Origin of the sequence: Micromonospora sp. NPDC050686 (assembly GCF_040654475.1) — a bacterium.
Classification (GTDB): Bacteria; Actinomycetota; Actinomycetes; order Mycobacteriales; family Micromonosporaceae; genus Micromonospora.
In genome coordinates, this window is sequence record NZ_JBFAID010000018.1 from 20452 (window position 1) to 37711 (window position 17260).

The following is a 17260-nucleotide window of genomic DNA, read 5'->3' on the forward strand; positions in this document are numbered from 1 at the left end:
CCGAGGGCCCGGCGGGCGGGCGGCGGCGACCACCAGCGGCGCACCAGCCGCGCCTAGCGGGTCTGCTCGAGCCAGGAGGCGTAGAGCAGGGCGTAGACCGAGTCTGGGTCCTTCAGCAGTTCCTCGTGCGGGCCCCGCTGCACGACCCGGCCCCGGTCGACCACGATCACCTCGTCGGCGGCCTGCGCGGTGGAGAGCCGGTGCGCGATGGCCAGGGTGGTCCGCCCCCGGGTCACCGCGTCCAGGGTGCGCTGGAGGCGTACCTCGGTGGCCGGGTCCACCGCGCTGGTCGCCTCGTCGAGCACCAGCAGGTCGGGATCGGCCACGTACGCCCGGGCCAGCGCGACCAACTGCCGCTCCCCCACGCTCAACGCCTCGCCGCGCTCCCCGACCGGGGTGGCCAGGCCGGAGGGCAGGCCGTCCAGCCAGTCGGCCAGGCCCAGCTCGGTGAAGGCCGCGGTGAGCTGCTCGTCGGTCAGCTCGGGGCGGGCGAAGCGGACGTTCTCCCCGACGGTGGCGTCGAACAGGAAGCCGTCCTGCGGCACCATCACCACCCGCGAACGCAGCGAGGAGAACCGCACCCGGTCCAGCGGCACGCCGGAGAGCAGCACCTGCCCGGTGGTCGGGTCCATCAGCCGGGTGAGCAGCTTGGCGAAGGTGGTCTTGCCGCTGCCGGTCTCGCCGACCACCGCCACCCGGCTCTTCGCCGGGATGTCCAGGGTGACGTCGTGCAGCACCGGCGGGCCACCCGGGTAGGCGAACCCCACCCCGGCGAAGCGGACGTCCACCGGGCCCGACGGCAACTCCCGGCCCTGCTCGCCCGGGTCGGCCACGTCCGGGGCGACGTCCAGCACGTCGAGCACCCGCCGCCAACCGGCGATGGCGTTCTGCGCCTCGTTGAGCACCTCGGTGGCGATCTGCACCGGCTGGATGAAGAGCGTCACCAGGAACAGGAACGCGGTGAGCTGGCCGATGGACAGGGTGCGGTCCGCGCCGAGGCTGACCCCGACCACCACCACGCCGGCCAGCGCGACGCCGGCCGCCAACTCCCCCACCGAGCTGCCCATGATGCTGATCCGGATGGCCTTCTGCTGCGCCTCCCGCTGCCGCTCGATCGCCTCGTCCAGCCGCCGGGCGGTCCGCCCGGCGACGCCGTACGCCCGGATCACCGGCGCGCCGACCACGCTCTCCGCGATGGTGCCGAGCAGGACGCCCATCCGCTGCCGGACCGTGCCGTACGCGGCGGCCAGCCGGCGCTGGAGCAACCGGATCACCAGCACCGCCGGGGCGAAGGCGGCGTACACCACCAGGGTCAACTGCCAGGAGTACGCCAGCATGACCGCCGTGGTGACCGCCAACTGGCCGAGGTTGACCAGCAGGATCACCCCGCCCCACTGGAGGAACTGGGTGATCTGGTCGACGTCGCTGGTGACCCGGGAGACCAGCGAGCCGCGCCGCTCGGACTGCTGGTGCAGCATGGACAGGTCGTGCACGTGCCGGAAGGCCCGGGTCCGGACGTTGGCCAGCGCGGTCTCGCTGACCGTGAACAGCCGCCGCATCATCAGGTAGCCGCAGACGGTGGTGATCACCAGCACGGCGGCCGTGGCGACCACCACCGTGGAGATCACGTTCAGGTTCAGGCCGCCGACGATGCCGCCGTCGATGCCGCGCTGCACCGCCACCGGCACGGCCACCCGGCCCACCATGTAGACCAGCGCCAGCGCCAGCGTGGCGGCCAGGCCGGTCCGCAGCTCCGGCGAGAGGGCCAGCCCTCGGCGCAGCGTCCGCCAGGTCGTCTCGGGCTGTTCCGCCGGCCGTTCGGCCTCGGCGGTGGGGGTAGCGGTCATCGGGGCGGCCTTTCGATCGCGACTGCGGGGCTCCGCTGCGCTGCACTCCTCGCGCTCACCGGACCGGCCTTTCGATCGCGACTGCGGGGCTCCGCTGCGCTGCACTCCTCGCGCTCACCGGTCCATCTCCAGCCCTGAGGTCAGCGGGGTGACCTCGTCGTACGTCCCGCTCTGCTCGCGTTCCTGCTCGGCCTGCTCGTACGCGGTCACCAGGTCGGCGTAGCCGGGAACGGTGGCGAGCAGCTCGGGGTGCGTGCCGCGGGCCACCACCCGGCCCTGCTCCAGGTAGACCACCTCGTCGGCGAGCGCGATGGTGGCCCGCCGGTACGCCACCACCAGGATCGACGCCGGGGCGCCCCCACCGGCCGGGGCGCGCAGCCCGGCCAGGATCGCCGCCTCCACCCGGGGGTCGACCGCGCTGGTCGCGTCGTCGAGCACCAGCAGCCGGGGCCGGCCGGCGAGGGCCCGGGCCAGGGTGAGCCGCTGCCGCTGCCCGCCGGAGAGCGAGGTGCCCCGCTCGCCGACCATGGTGTCCAGCCCGTCGGGCAGCGCGGCGACGAACCCGTCCGCCTCGGCCAGCCGCAGCGCCGCCCAGACGTCCTCGTCGCTGATGCCGGGCCGGTCCAGGCCGATGTTGGCCCGTACGGTGTCGTCGAAGACGAACGGCACCTGGGCGACCAGCGCGACGGTGCCGGCCAGCGAGTCGGCGGCCAGCTCGCGCAGGTCCACCCCGTCCAGGGTGACCGTGCCGGAGTCCGGATCGACCAGGCGCACCGCCAGGGAGGCGACGGTGGACTTGCCGGCGCCCGTCGGGCCGACCAGCGCGACGGTCTTGCCGGCCGGCACCGTGAAGCCGACCGCGCCGAGCACCTGGGCGCCGGGCAGGTGCGCCTCGGCCGGCTCGTACCCGAAGTGCACATCGTGGAAGGCCAGTGTGGCCGGGCGCGGCTCGGCCCGGTCCAGCCGGCGCTCGCCGTACGGCATCTCGCCGGTGGCGTCGAGGACCCGGCGCACCCGGTCCCAGCCGGCGACGCTGCGCGGCAGCTCGGCCAGCACCCAGCCGATGGCCCGGACCGGGAAGGCCAGCACGGTGAAGAGGAAGGCCACGCTGACCAGCTCGGTGACGGTGATCGCCCCCTGCCGCAGCCGGATCGCGCCGACCACCAGCACGGCGAGCGTGCCGAGGCTGGGCAGGGTTTCCAGCATCGGGTCGAAGACGCCGCGCAGCCGCCCGACGGAGATCAGCGCGTCGCGCAGCTCGCCGGCCCGGGCGGCGAAGCGCGCGGTCTCCTGCGCCTCGCGGCCCATCGTCTTGACCACCAGCGCGCCGTCGAAGCTCTCGTGGGCGATGCCGCTGACCTCGGCGCGCAGCCGCTGGGCGCGGGCCTGCCGGGGCGCCATCCGGCGGGAGTAGACCACGTTGAGCGCGAACAGCGCCGGGAAGACCGCCAGGCCGACCAGGGCCAGCGCCCAGTCGGTGAAGAAGAGCGACACCACCGCGCCGACCAACATCACCAGGGTGCCGACCGCGAACGGCAGCGGCGCGATCGGATACCAGGCGGCCTCCACGTCCGAGTTGGCGTTGGACAGCAGGGTGCCGGTGGCGTTGCGCTGGTGCCAGGCCAGCGGCAGGTCGAGATAGCGGCGGGTGACCCGGCGTCGGTAGGCCGCCTGGAGCCGGTACTGCATGTAGCCGGCGCCCAGCCGCCGGCCGAAGATCCCGACCACGCGCAGCACGCTGAGGCCGAACAGCGCGGCGGCGGCCAGCGCCAGCACGCCGGTCCCCACCGAGCCGCGCGCGATCGCGGGCACCACCACCTCGCCGACCACCGCGCCGACCACGAACGCGCTGGCCACGACCATGGCGCCGAAGAGCACGCTGCCCGACACCGCCACCGCGAAGATCCGCGGTTGCTCGCGGATCGCCTGGCCGAGGACCGCCAGTCCCCGGCCGAGCACGTCCCGACTCGTCCCGCCCGTCACGCTCTCCCCCGCCGTAAGCCACCAGTATCTTCCTCATCCTTACCGGTCGCGGCCACCTCCGCCGCCCCGCGCCGCTATGTCCGGCATCACGTCGGCCGGCCGCGGCGGCCCGCCCGGAGCCCACGCCGCCGCGCATCCCGGCCGCCGCGCGCCTACCATCGGTCCATGTCGCGCTATGCCCGAGCCGAGCGCGCGGCGCTCGCCGACCTCCTGCTGGACCTGGGACCGGACGCCCCGACCGTCAACGAGGGATGGACCACCCGGGACCTGGCCGCCCACCTGGTCGTCCGGGAACGCCGGCCGGACGCCGCCGGCGGCATCCTGCTGCCGCCGCTGCGTGGGTACGGCGAGGCGGTGCGCCGGCGGACCGCCGCGCTCCCGTACGCCGACCTGGTCGACCTAGTGCGCCGTCCCCCGCTGTGGAGCCCGGTGAGCAACCCGCTCACCGACGAGCTGGCCAACACGGTGGAGTACTTCATCCACCACGAGGACGTCCGCCGGGCCCGAGGCGGGTGGTTGCCCCGGGACCTGCGGGCCGGCCTGTCCGCGGCGCTCTGGAAGCGGGCCCGGCTGCTGGCCCGGGTGTCGCTGCGCCGGTATCCGGCGGACCTGCTGGTCCAGGCCCCCGGCTACGGGGAGCTGCGGGTGGGCCGGGGCGGGGACCGGCTGCGGCTGGTGGGCGCCCCGGGCGAGTTGCTGCTCTTCGTCTCCGGCCGGCAGCGGGTGGCCCGGGTGCAGGTGGACGGACCGGCCGCCCCGGCCGACCGGCTGCGCTCGGCTCGGCTCGGCTTCTGACGCAGCGTTCCTGCCCGGTGACGGAGAGGTGCGGGGAGGCGTCTCCCAGCGACGCAACTCGATGCCCTGCCGTACACTGCTGCCCTCCGGCCCCGTCCCGGGCGGCCCGACAGGGGGCACCGATGCGCAGCTTCGCGGTAGCGGCACTACGCGAGCCTCCGTACCCCGCGCGCCGGCACCCGGCGGCAGCCGTGATAGCCGAGGAGAGCGTCGGATGGGCGCGCGAGTGCGGCCTGGTCGCCACCCCGGCGGGGTTGCGCCGGCTACGCGCCGCCGGGGCGGCGGAACTCGCCGCCCGGGCCTGCCCGGACGGGCCTGCCGACCGGCTGCGCCTGCTGGCCGACCTGATCACCTGGCTCTTCGTGATGGACGACGCGTGTGACGAGGACGGGCTGGGCGCCAGCCCGATCCGGCTCGCGCCGGTGGTGGCGGCCCTGCTGACCGTGCTGGACCGGCACGGCGACCCGGCCGCGGCGCCGGCCGGAGCCGGCCCGCTGGGCGTGGCGCTGGACGACGTGTGCCGGCGGGTCCGGGCGCAGCGGCGGCCGGGCGCCCTGCTGCGGCTGATCAGCCAGCTTCGGGAATATCTGCTCGCGTTGCTCTGGGAGGCGGCCAACCGGGAGCACCGCCGGGTGCCCGGCACGGAGGAGTACGTGCAGATGCGCCGGCACACCGGCGGCGCCCGGCCGGCCTTCACGCTGACCGACCTGAGCCGGGACCGGCTGCCCGACGCGGCCCGGCGGACCGAGCCGGCGCTGGCCGCCGTGGACGTCCTCGCCGCCGACCTGGTCTGCTGGTGCAACGACCTCTTCTCCTACGGCAAGGAGCGGAGCACGGCGCCGGACCCGCACAACCTGGTCACCACGATCGGCGGCGAGACCGGGCTGGGCGAGGAGGCCGCGCTGCGCGCGGCGGCGGACCGGTACAACGCGGCGCTGACCGCGTACGCCGCCCGGGAGGCCGCGCTGCTGGCCAGCGGGGACGAGGCGGTGGACGCCTATCTGGCCACCCGACGGGACTGGATCCGCGCCACCTACGACTGGTCGCTGGCCGCCACCCGGTACGCCTGACGGCACCGCCCGGAGCGGACCACGCGACGCGGGCCGGCAACCGGCACTGGCGATGGCCGGGCGCAGGCAATACCCTTCGGTAACCGAAAAATGACGTGACTCGCGTCACGCCACCACCCCTGAAGGCGGCTTCAGCGATGGCTCTCGATATACCCTACCGCTCCATTCCCGACATGTTCCTCAAGCGGGTAGCGGCGACTCCCGACCGCCCCGCCTTCGCCCACCCGGCGCCCGACGACTCCGGGCCGGTCTGGCTGACCTGGGCGCAGGTCGGGCAGCGGGCGCGGGCCGTCGCGGCCGGGCTGCACGGGCTCGGCGTCGGCCTGGAGGATCCGGTGGCGATCCTGGCGAACACGCGGATCGAGTGGGTGCTCGCCGACTTCGGCATCATGTGCGCTGGCGGCGCGACCACCACCGTCTACCCGACCACCGAGCCGGAGGACGCCACCTACATTGTCGCCGACTCGGGCTCCCGGGTGCTGTTCGCCGAGAACCCGGCCCAGGCCGCGAAGGTCGCCGGCGCGGAGCTGCCCCGGCTCACCCACGTGGTGCTCTTCGACGGCGAGCCGGACCCGGCCGCCGCCGTGCCGCAGCTCACCCTGGCTGAGCTCGAGGAGCGCGGCAGCCAGGCCCTCGCCACCGAGCCGGACCTGATCGACATGCTGGTCGCCGGGATCGGCCCGGACCACCTGGCCACTCTGATCTACACCTCCGGCACCACCGGCCGGCCCAAGGGCGTGGAGCTGCTGCACGGCGGCTGGTGCTGGGAGGGCGTGGCCCAGGAGCAGGTGGGGCTGCTCCGCGACGACGACCTCCAGTACCTCTGGCTGCCGCTGTCCCACTCGTTCGGCAAGACCCTGCTCTGCGGCGCCACCCACGTCGGCCTGCCCACGTACGTCGACGGCCGGGTGGAGAAGCTGGTCGAGCTGCTCGCGGTGATCAGGCCGACGCTCATGTGCGGCGCGCCCCGGGTCTTCGAGAAGGTCTTCAACAAGTCGGTCACCACCGCCCAGGACGCCGGCGGGGCGAAGGCGAAGATCTTCGCCTGGGCGGTCCGCACCGGCAAGGAGAAGGTCACCCTGGAACAGGCGGGCAAGCCGGTCCCGGCCGGGCTCAAGGTGCGCTACGCGCTGGCCGAGAAGCTGGTGTTCAGCAAGATCCAGCAGCGGCTCGGCGGGCGGATCCGGGTGCTGGTCTCCGGCGCGGCGCCGCTGAGCCCGGAGATCGCCACCTTCTTCGCCGCCGCCAACCTGCCCATCTCCGAGGGGTACGGCCTGACCGAGACCAGCGCCGGCAACTTCGTGAACCCGCCGGACGGGCTGCGCATCGGCACCGTCGGCCGGGCCATGGGCGACCTGGAGTGCCGGCTCGACACCGACGGAGAGATCCTGGTCCGGGGCCGGCCGGTGATGCGCGGCTACCACAACCTGCCGGAGGAGACCGCCGCCGCGTTCACCGAGGACGGATTCTTCCGTACCGGCGACATCGGCAGCCTGGACGACGACGGCTACCTGCGGATCACCGACCGGAAGAAGGACCTGGTCAAGACCTCCGGCGGCAAGTACATCGCCCCCTCGCACATCGAGGGCATGTTCAAGGCCATCTGCCCGTACACCTCGCAGGCGGTCGTCATCGGCCAGGCCCGCAACTACTGCACCATGCTGGTCACCCTCGACCCGGACGCGATCAAGGGTTGGGCGGCGGGTGGCCCGCTCGACGGCCGCGACTACACCGAGATCGCCACCTCCGACGAGGCGCGGGAGATGGTCGAGGGCTACGTGGCGGAGCTCAACGCCAAGCTCAACCGCTGGGAGACCATCAAGCGGGTGGCCATCCTCCCGCGCGACCTGTCCATCGAGCACGGCGAGATCACGCCGTCGCTGAAGATCAAGCGCCGCGGCGTGGAGAGCAACTTCGCCACCGAGATCGAAAAGATGTACGCGGGCACCCTCGCCGAACTCTGACCGAACCACGGCGTCGCCGGCCGTGCCCCACCGTCCCGGGGCGCGGCCGGTGGCGTGGTCGGGCCGGCGTCACAGGTGCCGCCGTCGCCACCGGCTCTGCTCCTCCTCCACGGCGTATTGCTCCGCCAGCGCGAGCTGCCGGATCTGGAGCCGCCGGCCGTCCTCGCTGAGCGTCTCCACCACCGTGCCGGCGAATATGATCACAGCGAGCAGGGCCAACGCCACCAGTTCGGGCAGCAGGGCGGCGAACGGGGCGGACCCGGCCAGCACCATCACCGTCACCAGCAACGGCCAGCGCACCCGACGCAGCACCAGCCGAGCGCACGCGGTGATGCCGAACAGATAGAGCCCCACCCCGCCGTAGAGGACCGTGATCCAGAAGCCGCCCAGCGGCACGCCCCAGGCCGGGGTCGCCGGCTCGGCCGCCTCGGCGAGCAGATCCTTGAGCCCGAGGGCGAAGAACATGATCCCCGCGATCATCGGCAGGTGCAGGTACGTGTACGCGTTCCGGGCCAGCCGGCGCCGGGCCTCCGGGTCCCGCGCGCGGTGCAGCGCCTGCTCGACGCCGTAGGAGAAGGTGTCGAAGTACGCCCACCACAGCATCGCCGCGACGGCGATGCCGAACACAGCGGCGAGCGACACCGGCCCGGTCAGCGGCAGGTCGGTGAAGAACTTCGCGCCCAGCCCCAGCGAGATGATCGACTCGCCGAGGGCGATCAGCACCATCAGCGCGTGCCGTTCCGCCCAGTGGCCGGCCGAGACCACCACCCACCACGGCCGGCCGAGGATCACCCCGCCGACGTATTCCAGCGCCAGCGCCGCCGTCCAGAGCGCGAGCTGCACCGCGATGGCCACCGGCCGGTCGGCCAGCCGCAGCGGCACTGTGCCCGCGACGACCAGCAGCGCCGCCGACACCACCGGCAGGACGACGATCCGCAGCAGCCGCTGCCACCGCTCCGGATCACCCCGGGCCACCCAGAAGAGGATCCCCAGCTGGGAGACCCGGACCACCAGGTAGCAGGAGGCGAAGACCACCGGACCGTTCAGTCCGCCCGGCGTGTCGACGAACGCCCCGGGCATGCTCAGCACCAGCATGAAGGCCGCGGCGACCGTGACGAAGCCGACCAGCGGCAGCACGCCCTGGTCGGCCCGTACCGCGTTGCCGAGCCCGGCGAAGCCGGTCCAGCACCACCAGAGCAGGGCCAGCACCAGCAGGCAGCGGTAGAGGTTGACCGGGCTGGGGTGGGCGGCGGTCAGGCTGGTGACGTTGATGAAGGCGAAGACGAACACCAGGTCGTAGAAGAGCTCCAGTCGAGTTGTCCGGGACCCCGGCGCACCCGGCTGCACCACCCGTGACCAGCGGGTACCGCCACCGTCGCCCATTCCGGCAGTGTCTCAGCGCCGGCACCGCCGGCACGCCGGATCAGGCGATGACGGCGGGCTCCCGCCACTGCGGGCGGGCCGTGCGGTCCAGGCCGTAGCGGACCGCGGCCAGCCGGTCGACCGCCTCCACCAGGTCCGCGGCGGGCAGGGTGAAGGGCAGCCGCAGGAAGCGTTCGAGGGTGCCGTCCAGGCCGAAGCGCGGGCCGGGCGCCAGCCGTACGCCGGCTTCCTCGGCCGCCCGAGCCAGCGCGCTGGAGATCGGCCCGTCCAGCTCGGCCCAGAGCGTCACCCCGCCGCGGGGCACGGTGACCCGCCAGTCGGGCAGCCGCCGGGCCAGCGCGCCGAGCAGGGCGTCGCGCTGGGCGGCGAGCTGGGCCCGGCGGGCGGCCACGATCCTCGGCGCGTCGGCCAGCAGCCGGACCGCGAGGAGCTGGTCGAGCACCGGGCTGGCCATGTCGACACCGACCCGGGCCGCGGCCAGCCGCTGCACCTGCGGCGCGGACGCCCGCACCCAGCCGATCCGCAGGCCGCCCCAGTACGGCTTGCTCATCCCGCCGATGCTGATCACCCGGGAGTGCCGGTCGAAGCTGGCCACCGGGGGCGGCAGCGGTGTGCCCTCCAGCGGCAGGTCCACGAAGGACTCGTCGATGACCAGGTCGGTGCCGGCGGCGTGGGCTCCGGCGACCAGCCGCTCCCGCAGCCCGGCGGTCATCAGGTGCCCGGTCGGGTTCTGGAACTCCGGGATCAGGTACGCCAGCTTGGGACGGCCCTGCCGGATGCTGCCCAGCAGCAGGTCGGCGTCCCAGCCCGGCCCGTCGGTGGCGAGGCCGTGGGTGGTGATCCGGGCCCGGCGCGCGGCGAGCGCGGCGAGCGCGTTCGGGTAGGTGGGCGACTCCACCAGCACGGTGCCGCCGGGGCTGAGCGCCAGGCGCAGCACCAGGTCCAGCGCGTGCTGCGTCCCGCTGGTCACCATGATCTGCTCCGGGCTGGTCGGCAGCCCGCGTTCGGTGTACGCCCCGGCCACCGCCTCGCGCAGCTCGACGATGCCGGTCGGGTGGTAGCCGGCGCCGCCCAGGTAGCGGGGCAGGTCCTCGGTGGCGGCCCGCGCGGCGGCGAGCAGCTCCGGCGGCGCGGCCAGCGCGGCGACGCCCAGGTCGATCATGTCCCGGTCGTCCTGCGGGGTCCACAGCCCGTTGCCGGCGATCCGGTGGCTGCCGGGAAGCATCGTCCAGCTGCCGGCGCCCCGGCGGCTGGCCAGGTGGCCGGTCTCGCGCAGCAGGCGGTAGGCGGCGGTGACCGTGGTGCGGCTGATCCGCAGCGCCTCCGCCAGCTCCCGCTCGGCCGGCAGGCGTACGCCCAGCGGCAGCCGGCCGTCGGCGAGCAGGCCGCGGACCGCGGCCGCGAGCGCGGCGTAGTCGGGGTTGCGGCGGCGGCCGGGCAGCGCATGCCACTGGCCGAGCAGACGCGCCAACTGGCTCCCCCGCACCTGGCTGCTCATGGCCACCCCTCCGCAATTGGCTCTAACAATCCAGGAATTGGACCCTAGGGTGGCATGCATGGCTCCGATTGGCAATCTTCGGCACCGGCCGGCCCGCCGCCTCACCCAGCTCTACGCCGGCCTGGTCCTGTACGGGGTCAGCATGGCCATGATGATCCGCTCCGACCTGGGGCTGGACCCGTGGGACGTCTTCCACCAGGGGCTGTCCCTGCGCACCGGGCTCACCTTCGGCACGGTGACCATCCTGGTCGGCGCGCTGGTGCTGCTGCTCTGGATCCCGCTGCGGCAACGCCCGGGAATCGGCACGGTCAGCAACGTGGTGGTGATCGGCCTGGTGGTGGACGCCACCGCGGCCCTGCTGCCCGCCGGCCTGCCGCTGCCCGCCCGGATCGCCCTGCTGCTCGGCGGCATCGTGGCCAACGGCGCGGCCACCGGGCTCTACCTCGGCGCCCGGCTCGGCCCCGGCCCCCGGGACGGGCTGATGACCGGCTTCGTGGCCCGCCGCCCGGGCCGGTCGATCCGGCTGGTCCGCACGATCATCGAGGTCACCGTGCTGATCCTGGGCTGGCTGCTCGGCGGCACGGTCGGCCTCGGCACGGTCGCGTACGCGGTCAGCATCGGGCCGCTGACCCAACTGTTCCTGCCGCCGTTCACCGTCGCCGGCCCGCCCGAGCCGGTGCCGCCGGCCGCCGCTTCGGCCGATCCGTCCCCCGCTGAGCTGCGGTGACGCCCGGTGAACAGAATCAGGTGTTTTCTTCGCGGAGAGTGCCGGGCATCATTTCCGCATGGGGGAGAACGGATGGCGTCGGACGGACGCCTGGATCTTCGTGTCCGTGCTGATCGCGAGCGGCGCCGGGCGGCATCGCCGGGCGGCGTCGACCCGCCGCCCGGAGGGGGTACGCCTGGCCGACGTGCTGTCCACCGCCGACCACCTGAACCGGAGCATCCCGGAGCGGCACGAGGTGGAGGCGGCGGTGCGCCGGCTGGCCGGGGCGGGGCTGGTCAGCGTCGCCGACGGCTGGTTCCGGATCACCCCGGACGGCGAGCGGCTCTGGCGCACCCGGCCCAGCGCCGGCCTGGCCACCACAGTGGACACCGTGCAGGGGGTGCTCAGCCGGCGGCACACGCCCGGTAACGCCGACTGGCAGCTGGCCGACGAGGAACACGCCGCCGCGGTGCAGGAATACCTCGTGCGCTCGATCCCGGCCCCGCGGCGGTCCCCGGAGGGCCACCCGGAGCGGGGCTGACCACCGGCGGCCGGCGGCCGGTCAGCGGACCGGGTGGCCGGCGCCGCGCAGCGCGGTCTTGACCTCGCCGACGGTCAGCTCGCCGAAGTGGAAGACGCTGGCCGCCAGGACCGCGTCGGCACCCGCGCCGACGGCCGGCGGGAAGTGCGCCACCTCGCCGGCGCCGCCGCTGGCGATCACCGGCACGTCGACGACCCGCCGGACGGCCTCGATCAACGGCAGGTCGAAACCGGCCTTGGTGCCGTCGGCGTCCATCGAGTTGAGCAGGAGTTCGCCCGCGCCCAGCTCGGCGCCGCGCCGGGCCCACTCCACCGCGTCCAGGCCGGTGCCCCGGCGACCGCCGTGGGTGGTCACCTCGAAGCCGCTCGGCGTACCGCCGGCGTGCTCGCCGCCGGCGCCACCCGGCCTGCTGCCGCCACCCGGCCCGCCGGCGGCCGGCGCGCGGCGCACGTCGAGGGAGAGCACCAGCACCTGCCGGCCGAACCGGTCGGCGATCTCGGCGATCAGCTCCGGCCGGGCGATCGCGGCGGTGTTCACCCCGACCTTGTCCGCCCCCGCGCGCAGCAGGGTGTCGACGTCGGCGACCGTCCGCACGCCGCCGCCGACGGTGAGCGGGATGAAGACCGACTCGGCGGTGCGCCGGACCACGTCGAGCATGGTGCCCCGGTCGCTGGACGAGGCGGTGACGTCGAGGAAGGTCAACTCGTCCGCGCCGGCCCGGTCGTACGCCGCGGCCAGTTCGACCGGGTCGCCGGCGTCGCGCAGGTCGACGAAGTTGACCCCCTTGACCACCCGGCCGGCGTCCACGTCGAGACAGGGGATCACCCGTACCGCCACCGTCATGCCGCGAGCCTATCCAACGTTCCGGCGGCGGTGGCCGGCGTGTGCGGTGGGCCACCGCCGCCCGGGGCATTAACAGGGGCCCCCGCCGCTACCGGATGCGTCAAGCGGGGGCCCCGCCTTACAGCCGGACGAGCATCTTGCCGAGGTTCTCGCCGCGCAGCAGGCCGAGGAACGCCGCGGGGGCGTTCTCCAGGCCGTCGACGACCGTCTCGTCGTACGACAGCTTCCCGTCCCGCAGCCAGCCGGCCACCTCCTGGACGAACTGGTCGCGCAGGTGACCGTGGTCGCGGACCAGGAAGCCGCGCAGGGTCAGCCGTTTGCCGATCACCAGCGCCAGGTTGCGCGGGGCGGCCGGCGGCTCGGTGGCGTTGTACTGGGCGATCATGCCGCAGATGGCGGCCCGCCCGTGCATGTTCATCGCGCCGATGGCGGCCTCCAGGTGCTCGCCGCCGACGTTGTCGAAGTACACGTCGACGCCGTCCGGCGCGGCGGCCCTGAGCTGCTCGGACACCGGGCCGTCGTGGTAGTCGAAGGCGGCGTCGAAGCCGAGCGACCTGAGCCGGTCGACCTTGGCCGGGGAGCCGGCGCTGCCGATCACCCGGCCCGCGCCGCGCAGCTTGGCGAGCTGGCCGACCATGCTGCCCACCGCGCCGGCCGCGCCGGAGACGAAGACCGTCTCACCCGGCTTCATCGCGGCCACGTCCAGCAGGCCCGCGTACGCGGTCAGCCCGGTCATGCCGAGCACCCCCAGGTAGGCGGTGACCGGCGCGAGGCCCGGATCGACCGTGCGGGCGGCCTTGGCGTCGAGCAGCGCGTACTCCCGCCAGCCCAGCCCGTGCAGCACGGTGTCGCCGGGCCTGATCCCCTCGGCCTCGCCGGCCACCACCTCGCCGACCGCGCCGCCGTCCAGCGGGGCGTCGAGCCGGAACGGCGGCACGTAGGACTTCACGTCGTTCATCCGGCCCCGCATGTAGGGGTCGACCGACATGAACCGGTTGCGCACCACGATCTGACCCGGGCCCGGCGTGGGCACCTCGGTCTCCACGAGGCGGAAGTTCTCGGCGGTCGGCCAGCCCTGCGGACGGGAGGCGAGGTGGATCTCACGGTTGGTGCTCACCGCAGCACCTCCCGGACGGTCCGGGCGACCCCGATGTTGCCCCGGGTCGCGTTCGAGTACGGGCAGACCTGGTGTGCCTGCTCGACCAGCTGCTCGGCGGCGCCACGCTCGACGGCCGGCAGGTCGACCACCAGCGTGACGGTCAGGCCGAAGCCGCCGGACCCGTTCGGCCCGATGCCCACCTCGGCCTCGACCACCGAGCCGGAGACGTCCGCCTTCGCCCGGCGGGCCACCACCCGCAGGGCGGAGTGGAAACAGGCCGCGTAGCCGGCGGCGAAGAGCTGCTCCGGGTTGGCCGCGCCGCCGGCGCCGCCCATCTCCTTCGGGACGGCCAGGTCCAGGTCGAGGGTGCCGTCCGAGGTGCGGACGTGGCCGTCCCGGCCGTCGCCGGTGGCCCGGGCGGAGGCGGTGTAGAGGACCTGCATGGCGGTCACTGCTCCTTCTGTCGGTGGATCGTCTCGGTGACCCGGGTGAGGGTGTCGCGCAGGGCGACGAGCTCCGCCTCGCCGAGGCCGGTGGCCCGGGCCACCCGGCGCGGCACCGCGGCCATCTCCTCGCGCAGGGCGCGGCCCCGCTCGGTGAGGCCCACCTCGACCCGGCGCTCGTCGCGCGCCGAGCGGGAGCGGGTCACCAGGCCCGCCGCTGCCAGCCGCTTGAGCAGCGGGGAGAGCGTGCCGGAATCCAGCCGCAACGCGGCGCCGAGCTCGGAGACGGTGGGCGGCTCGGCGCGTTCCCACAGGGTGAGGAGCACCAGGTACTGCGGGTAGGTCAGGCCGTGCTCGTCGAGGATCGGGCGGTAGACGTCGGTCAGCGCGCGCGACGCGGCGTAGAGCGCGAAGCACACCTGCCGCCGCAGCACCAGATCATCGGTCACCCGAAGAACGTAGCGCACAATCAGATTGTGCACAATTCAAATGCGGATGGGGCGCCGGCGCACCATCGCCTGCCGAGGTCAGAGAGCCGGGAGGTACGCCTCCAGCTCGACCTCGACCAGCAGGTCCGGGTCGATGAGGGCGGCCACCACGACCATGGTGGCCGCCGGGCGGACCGCCCCGAACACCGCGTTGTGCGCCCGGCCCACCTCGTCGGCGTAGCGCCGGTCGATGACGTACATCCGGGTCCGGACCACGTCGGCGGGCCCGGCACCCACCTCGGCCAGCGCGGCCAGGCCGATCCGGATCGCCTGGGCGGTCTGCGCGGCCGCGTCCCCGACATGCGCCACCACGCCGTCGACGGTCGAGGTACAGCCGGCCGTGACCGCCCGGTCGCCGGCCCGGACCACCCGTGAGTAGCCGTAGGCGGCCTCCCACGGCCCGCCCGAGCCCAGCCGGGTGACCGTGACCGACGGGTCGGGCTCGGCGACGGCCGCGCTCATCCGGCGGTCCGCAGGGTCGCCAGCGCCTCGGCGACCGTGAAGGCGCCCGCGTAGAGCGCCTTGCCCGCGATCACGCCCTCCACCCCCGCCGGCTCCAGGGTGGCCAAAGCGCGCAGGTCGTCCAGCGTGGACACCCCGCCGGAGGCGATCACCGGCGCGGCCGTCCGGGCGCAGACGTCGCGCAGCAGGTCCAGGTTCGGCCCGCGCATCGTGCCGTCCTTGGTGATGTCGGTGACCACGTACCGGGCGGCGCCCGCCTTGTCCAGCCGCTCCAGCACCTCCCACAGGTCACCGCCGTCGCGGGTCCAGCCCCGGGCGGAGAGCGTACGGCCGCGCACGTCCAGCCCGATCGCCACCCGGTCGCCGTACTCGCCGCAGATCCGGTCGCACCACAGCGGGTCCTCCAGCGCGGCCGTGCCGATGTTGACCCGGGCCGCCCCGGTCGCCAGGGCGGCGCGCAACGACTCGTCGTCCCGGATCCCGCCGGAGAGCTCGACCTTGACGTCCAGCCGGCCGACCACGTCGGCCAGCAGCGCCGCGTTCGAACCCCGGCCGAACGCCGCATCCAGGTCGACCAGGTGGATCCACTCCGCGCCGTCACGCTGCCAGGCGAGGGCGGCCTCCAGCGGATCGCCGTACGCGGTCTCGCTGCCGGCGGCGCCCTGCACGAGCCGGACGGCCTGGCCGTCGGCGACGTCCACGGCGGGCAACAGGGTGAGCGTCAACGCTTCATCTCCTCGGTTCAGGAACGACGGTCCAGGGCGATCACCACGATCGCCGGCAGGACCAGCAGCAACAGCACGACCAGCGCCAACCGCAGCGCCAGGTCGTCGACGAAACTCCAGATCCCGACCAGCGCCACCCCGGTCAGCAGCACGATTGCCGCCCGCTCGCCGCGGGTGTGCCGGGGCAGTCGACCGGACCGGCCCAGCCGGACCCGGGGAGTCAACCGGCGCACCAGGGCGCGGCGGCGCTCCCGGCGGGCCACCCGGCGTTGCCGGGCCGCGCGCTCCGCGGCCTGCTGGGCCTCGCGGACCTCCCGGCGCCGGGCCCGCTCCTTACTCACGCGCTCGCCGTCGTTCGCGACTGCGGGGCTCGCAAACCCGGCTCACTCCTCACGCTCACAGCGCTCGCCGTCGTTCGCGACTGCGGGGCTCGCAAACCCGGCTCACTCCTCACGCTCACAGCGCCCCCAGCCAGTTGCGCAGCAGCGCGGCGCCGGTGTCGGCGGACTTCTCCGGGTGGAACTGGGCGGCCGAGAGCGGCCCCCGCTCCACCGCCGCGACGAAGCGGGCGCCGTGCTCGGCGGTGGTCACCATCGCCCCGGCCGCCGCGAGGCCGGCGGCGTCGGTCACCCCGTAGGAGTGGACGAAGTAGAACCGGGCGTCGGCCGGCAGGCCGGCGAAGAGCACCGTGCCCGCCGCCGGGTCGACCGTGTTCCAGCCCATGTGCGGCAGCCGGGGCGCGGGCAGCTTCGTCACCCCGCCCGGCAACAGGCCCAGCCCCTTGGTGACCACACCGTGTTCGTCGCCATGCTCGAAGAGCACCTGCATGCCGACGCAGATGCCCAGCACCGGGCGGCCGGCGGCGACCCGCTCGGCGATCACCGGCCCGGCGCCCAGCGCCTCGATCCCGGCCATGCAGGCGGCGAACGCGCCGACACCCGGCACCACCAGGCCGTCGGCCGCCGCCGCGGCGGCCAGGTCGTCGGTCACCGACACGTCCGCCCCGGCGTGCGCCAGGGCCCGCTCGGCCGACCGCAGGTTGCCCGAGCCGTAGTCGAGCACCACCACCCGCCGGCTCATGCTCATCAGCCCTCCCCGGGCAGCAGCCAGAGCACGCCACCGACGGTGGCCAGCACCGCGAGCAGCGCGGTCACCAGCACCGCCGCACGCGGCGCGTCCTGCCGGTGCAACGACCAGGCCCCGCCGACCAGCAGGCCGGCGAGGATCAGCAACAACATCGGCAGCAGCGCGCCCATCAGAGCCGCCTTTCATTCGCGACTGCGGGACTCCGCTGCGCTGCGTTCCTCGCGCTCATCACAGCCGCCTTTCATTCGCGACTGCGGGACTCCGCTGCGCTGCGTTCCTCGCGCTCATCACAGCCGCCTTTCATTCGCGACTGCGGGACTCCGCTGC

Annotated in this window: 18 protein-coding genes; 5 read left to right on the forward strand and 13 right to left on the reverse strand. The window is 74.4% G+C overall.

Translation table 11 applies throughout. The features are described 5' to 3' along the window. Positions 1–53: 53 nt before the first annotated feature. Both AB0H57_RS14785 and AB0H57_RS14790 read right to left on the reverse strand, forming a co-directional pair. Positions 54–1847 (reverse strand): ABC transporter ATP-binding protein, encoded by a 1794-nt coding sequence (locus tag AB0H57_RS14785; RefSeq protein WP_357506488.1) that lies wholly within the window; start codon positions 1845–1847, stop codon positions 54–56. Positions 1848–1961: 114 nt separating this feature from the next. Next, on the reverse strand, positions 1962–3830 hold the full coding sequence (locus AB0H57_RS14790) for an ABC transporter ATP-binding protein (protein ID WP_357506490.1): 1869 nt from the start codon (positions 3828–3830) through the stop codon (positions 1962–1964). Between the two features lie 165 nt (positions 3831–3995). Between AB0H57_RS14790 and AB0H57_RS14795 the strand changes: the two genes are divergently transcribed. The 3 genes from AB0H57_RS14795 to AB0H57_RS14805 all read left to right on the forward strand — a co-directional run bounded on the left by AB0H57_RS14795 (position 3996) and on the right by AB0H57_RS14805 (position 7659). Beyond that, positions 3996–4625: a TIGR03085 family metal-binding protein gene (locus tag AB0H57_RS14795; RefSeq protein ID WP_357506492.1), complete on the forward strand. Its 630-nt coding sequence runs from the start codon at positions 3996–3998 to the stop codon at positions 4623–4625. Between the two features lie 122 nt (positions 4626–4747). After that, positions 4748–5695, forward strand: coding sequence for a terpene synthase (locus AB0H57_RS14800; RefSeq protein WP_357506494.1), 948 nt, complete (start codon positions 4748–4750; stop codon positions 5693–5695). A 137-nt stretch (positions 5696–5832) separates the two neighbouring features. Further along, positions 5833–7659 carry a long-chain fatty acid--CoA ligase gene (locus AB0H57_RS14805; RefSeq protein ID WP_357506496.1) on the forward strand — a complete coding sequence of 609 codons (1827 nt, stop codon included), beginning with the start codon at positions 5833–5835 and terminating at the stop codon, positions 7657–7659. A gap of 69 nt (positions 7660–7728) precedes the next feature. Here AB0H57_RS14805 and AB0H57_RS14810 read toward each other — a convergent pair whose 3' ends face one another. Then, the gene (locus AB0H57_RS14810; RefSeq protein WP_357506498.1) at positions 7729–9042 is read right to left on the reverse strand and encodes a low temperature requirement protein A; all 1314 of its coding nucleotides are present in this window, start codon (positions 9040–9042) and stop codon (positions 7729–7731) included. Between the two features lie 40 nt (positions 9043–9082). Next, complete coding sequence (locus tag AB0H57_RS14815; RefSeq protein WP_357506500.1) at positions 9083–10540, reverse strand: PLP-dependent aminotransferase family protein; 1458 nt, start codon at positions 10538–10540, stop codon at positions 9083–9085. Between the two features lie 58 nt (positions 10541–10598). On the opposite strand from AB0H57_RS14815, the gene AB0H57_RS14820 reads away from it, so the two are divergent. Both AB0H57_RS14820 and AB0H57_RS14825 read left to right on the forward strand, forming a co-directional pair. Continuing rightward, entirely contained in the window at positions 10599–11267 is a 669-nt protein-coding gene (locus tag AB0H57_RS14820) for a hypothetical protein (protein WP_357506502.1), read from the forward strand. 58 nt (positions 11268–11325) lie between these two features. Beyond that, a complete protein-coding gene (locus AB0H57_RS14825; protein WP_357506504.1) occupies positions 11326–11787 on the forward strand; it encodes a hypothetical protein in 462 nt (153 codons plus the stop codon). A gap of 21 nt (positions 11788–11808) precedes the next feature. Here AB0H57_RS14825 and hisF read toward each other — a convergent pair whose 3' ends face one another. The 9 genes from hisF to AB0H57_RS14870 form a co-directional block, all read right to left on the reverse strand. Beyond that, entirely contained in the window at positions 11809–12630 is an 822-nt protein-coding gene (gene hisF, locus AB0H57_RS14830; protein ID WP_357506506.1) for an imidazole glycerol phosphate synthase subunit HisF, read from the reverse strand. A gap of 118 nt (positions 12631–12748) precedes the next feature. Next, positions 12749–13747, reverse strand: coding sequence for an NADP-dependent oxidoreductase (locus tag AB0H57_RS14835; RefSeq protein WP_357506508.1), 999 nt, complete (start codon positions 13745–13747; stop codon positions 12749–12751). Then, the gene (locus AB0H57_RS14840; RefSeq protein WP_357506611.1) at positions 13744–14172 is read right to left on the reverse strand and encodes an organic hydroperoxide resistance protein; all 429 of its coding nucleotides are present in this window, start codon (positions 14170–14172) and stop codon (positions 13744–13746) included. The genes AB0H57_RS14835 and AB0H57_RS14840 overlap by 4 nt, the downstream gene beginning before the upstream one ends. A gap of 5 nt (positions 14173–14177) precedes the next feature. Beyond that, on the reverse strand, positions 14178–14621 hold the full coding sequence (locus AB0H57_RS14845; protein ID WP_357506510.1) for a MarR family transcriptional regulator: 444 nt from the start codon (positions 14619–14621) through the stop codon (positions 14178–14180). 78 nt (positions 14622–14699) lie between these two features. After that, complete coding sequence (locus tag AB0H57_RS14850; protein WP_357506512.1) at positions 14700–15122, reverse strand: Rid family hydrolase; 423 nt, start codon at positions 15120–15122, stop codon at positions 14700–14702. Then, complete coding sequence (priA, locus tag AB0H57_RS14855; RefSeq protein ID WP_357506514.1) at positions 15119–15847, reverse strand: bifunctional 1-(5-phosphoribosyl)-5-((5-phosphoribosylamino)methylideneamino)imidazole-4-carboxamide isomerase/phosphoribosylanthranilate isomerase PriA; 729 nt, start codon at positions 15845–15847, stop codon at positions 15119–15121. Before priA ends, AB0H57_RS14850 begins: the two co-directional genes overlap by 4 nt. 17 nt (positions 15848–15864) lie before the next feature. Next, positions 15865–16188: a hypothetical protein gene (locus AB0H57_RS14860; RefSeq protein WP_357506516.1), complete on the reverse strand. Its 324-nt coding sequence runs from the start codon at positions 16186–16188 to the stop codon at positions 15865–15867. A 115-nt stretch (positions 16189–16303) separates the two neighbouring features. Further along, entirely contained in the window at positions 16304–16927 is a 624-nt protein-coding gene (gene hisH / locus AB0H57_RS14865; protein WP_357506613.1) for an imidazole glycerol phosphate synthase subunit HisH, read from the reverse strand. A gap of 5 nt (positions 16928–16932) precedes the next feature. After that, a complete protein-coding gene (locus tag AB0H57_RS14870; RefSeq protein WP_357506518.1) occupies positions 16933–17103 on the reverse strand; it encodes a hypothetical protein in 171 nt (56 codons plus the stop codon). Between the last annotated feature and the right edge of the window lie 157 nt (positions 17104–17260).

Bases quoted from the DNA above. Each gene is read 5' to 3' on its own strand.
- AB0H57_RS14870 (WP_357506518.1), bottom strand. From the start codon at position 17,103: ATGGGCGCGCTGCTGCCGATGTTGTTGCTGATCCTCGCCGGCCTGCTG.
- AB0H57_RS14815 (WP_357506500.1), bottom strand. From the start codon at position 10,540: ATGAGCAGCCAGGTGCGGGGGAGCCAGTTGGCGCGTCTGCTCGGCCAG.
- AB0H57_RS14785 (WP_357506488.1), bottom strand. From the start codon at position 1,847: ATGACCGCTACCCCCACCGCCGAGGCCGAACGGCCGGCGGAACAGCCC.
- AB0H57_RS14825 (WP_357506504.1), top strand. From the start codon at position 11,326: ATGGGGGAGAACGGATGGCGTCGGACGGACGCCTGGATCTTCGTGTCC.
- AB0H57_RS14795 (WP_357506492.1), top strand. From the start codon at position 3,996: ATGTCGCGCTATGCCCGAGCCGAGCGCGCGGCGCTCGCCGACCTCCTG.
- AB0H57_RS14820 (WP_357506502.1), top strand. From the start codon at position 10,599: ATGGCTCCGATTGGCAATCTTCGGCACCGGCCGGCCCGCCGCCTCACC.
- AB0H57_RS14805 (WP_357506496.1), top strand. From the start codon at position 5,833: ATGGCTCTCGATATACCCTACCGCTCCATTCCCGACATGTTCCTCAAG.
- AB0H57_RS14810 (WP_357506498.1), bottom strand. From the start codon at position 9,042: ATGGGCGACGGTGGCGGTACCCGCTGGTCACGGGTGGTGCAGCCGGGT.
- AB0H57_RS14840 (WP_357506611.1), bottom strand. From the start codon at position 14,172: ATGCAGGTCCTCTACACCGCCTCCGCCCGGGCCACCGGCGACGGCCGG.
- AB0H57_RS14800 (WP_357506494.1), top strand. From the start codon at position 4,748: ATGCGCAGCTTCGCGGTAGCGGCACTACGCGAGCCTCCGTACCCCGCG.
- hisH (WP_357506613.1), bottom strand. From the start codon at position 16,927: ATGAGCCGGCGGGTGGTGGTGCTCGACTACGGCTCGGGCAACCTGCGG.
- AB0H57_RS14850 (WP_357506512.1), bottom strand. From the start codon at position 15,122: ATGAGCGCGGCCGTCGCCGAGCCCGACCCGTCGGTCACGGTCACCCGG.
- hisF (WP_357506506.1), bottom strand. From the start codon at position 12,630: ATGACGGTGGCGGTACGGGTGATCCCCTGTCTCGACGTGGACGCCGGC.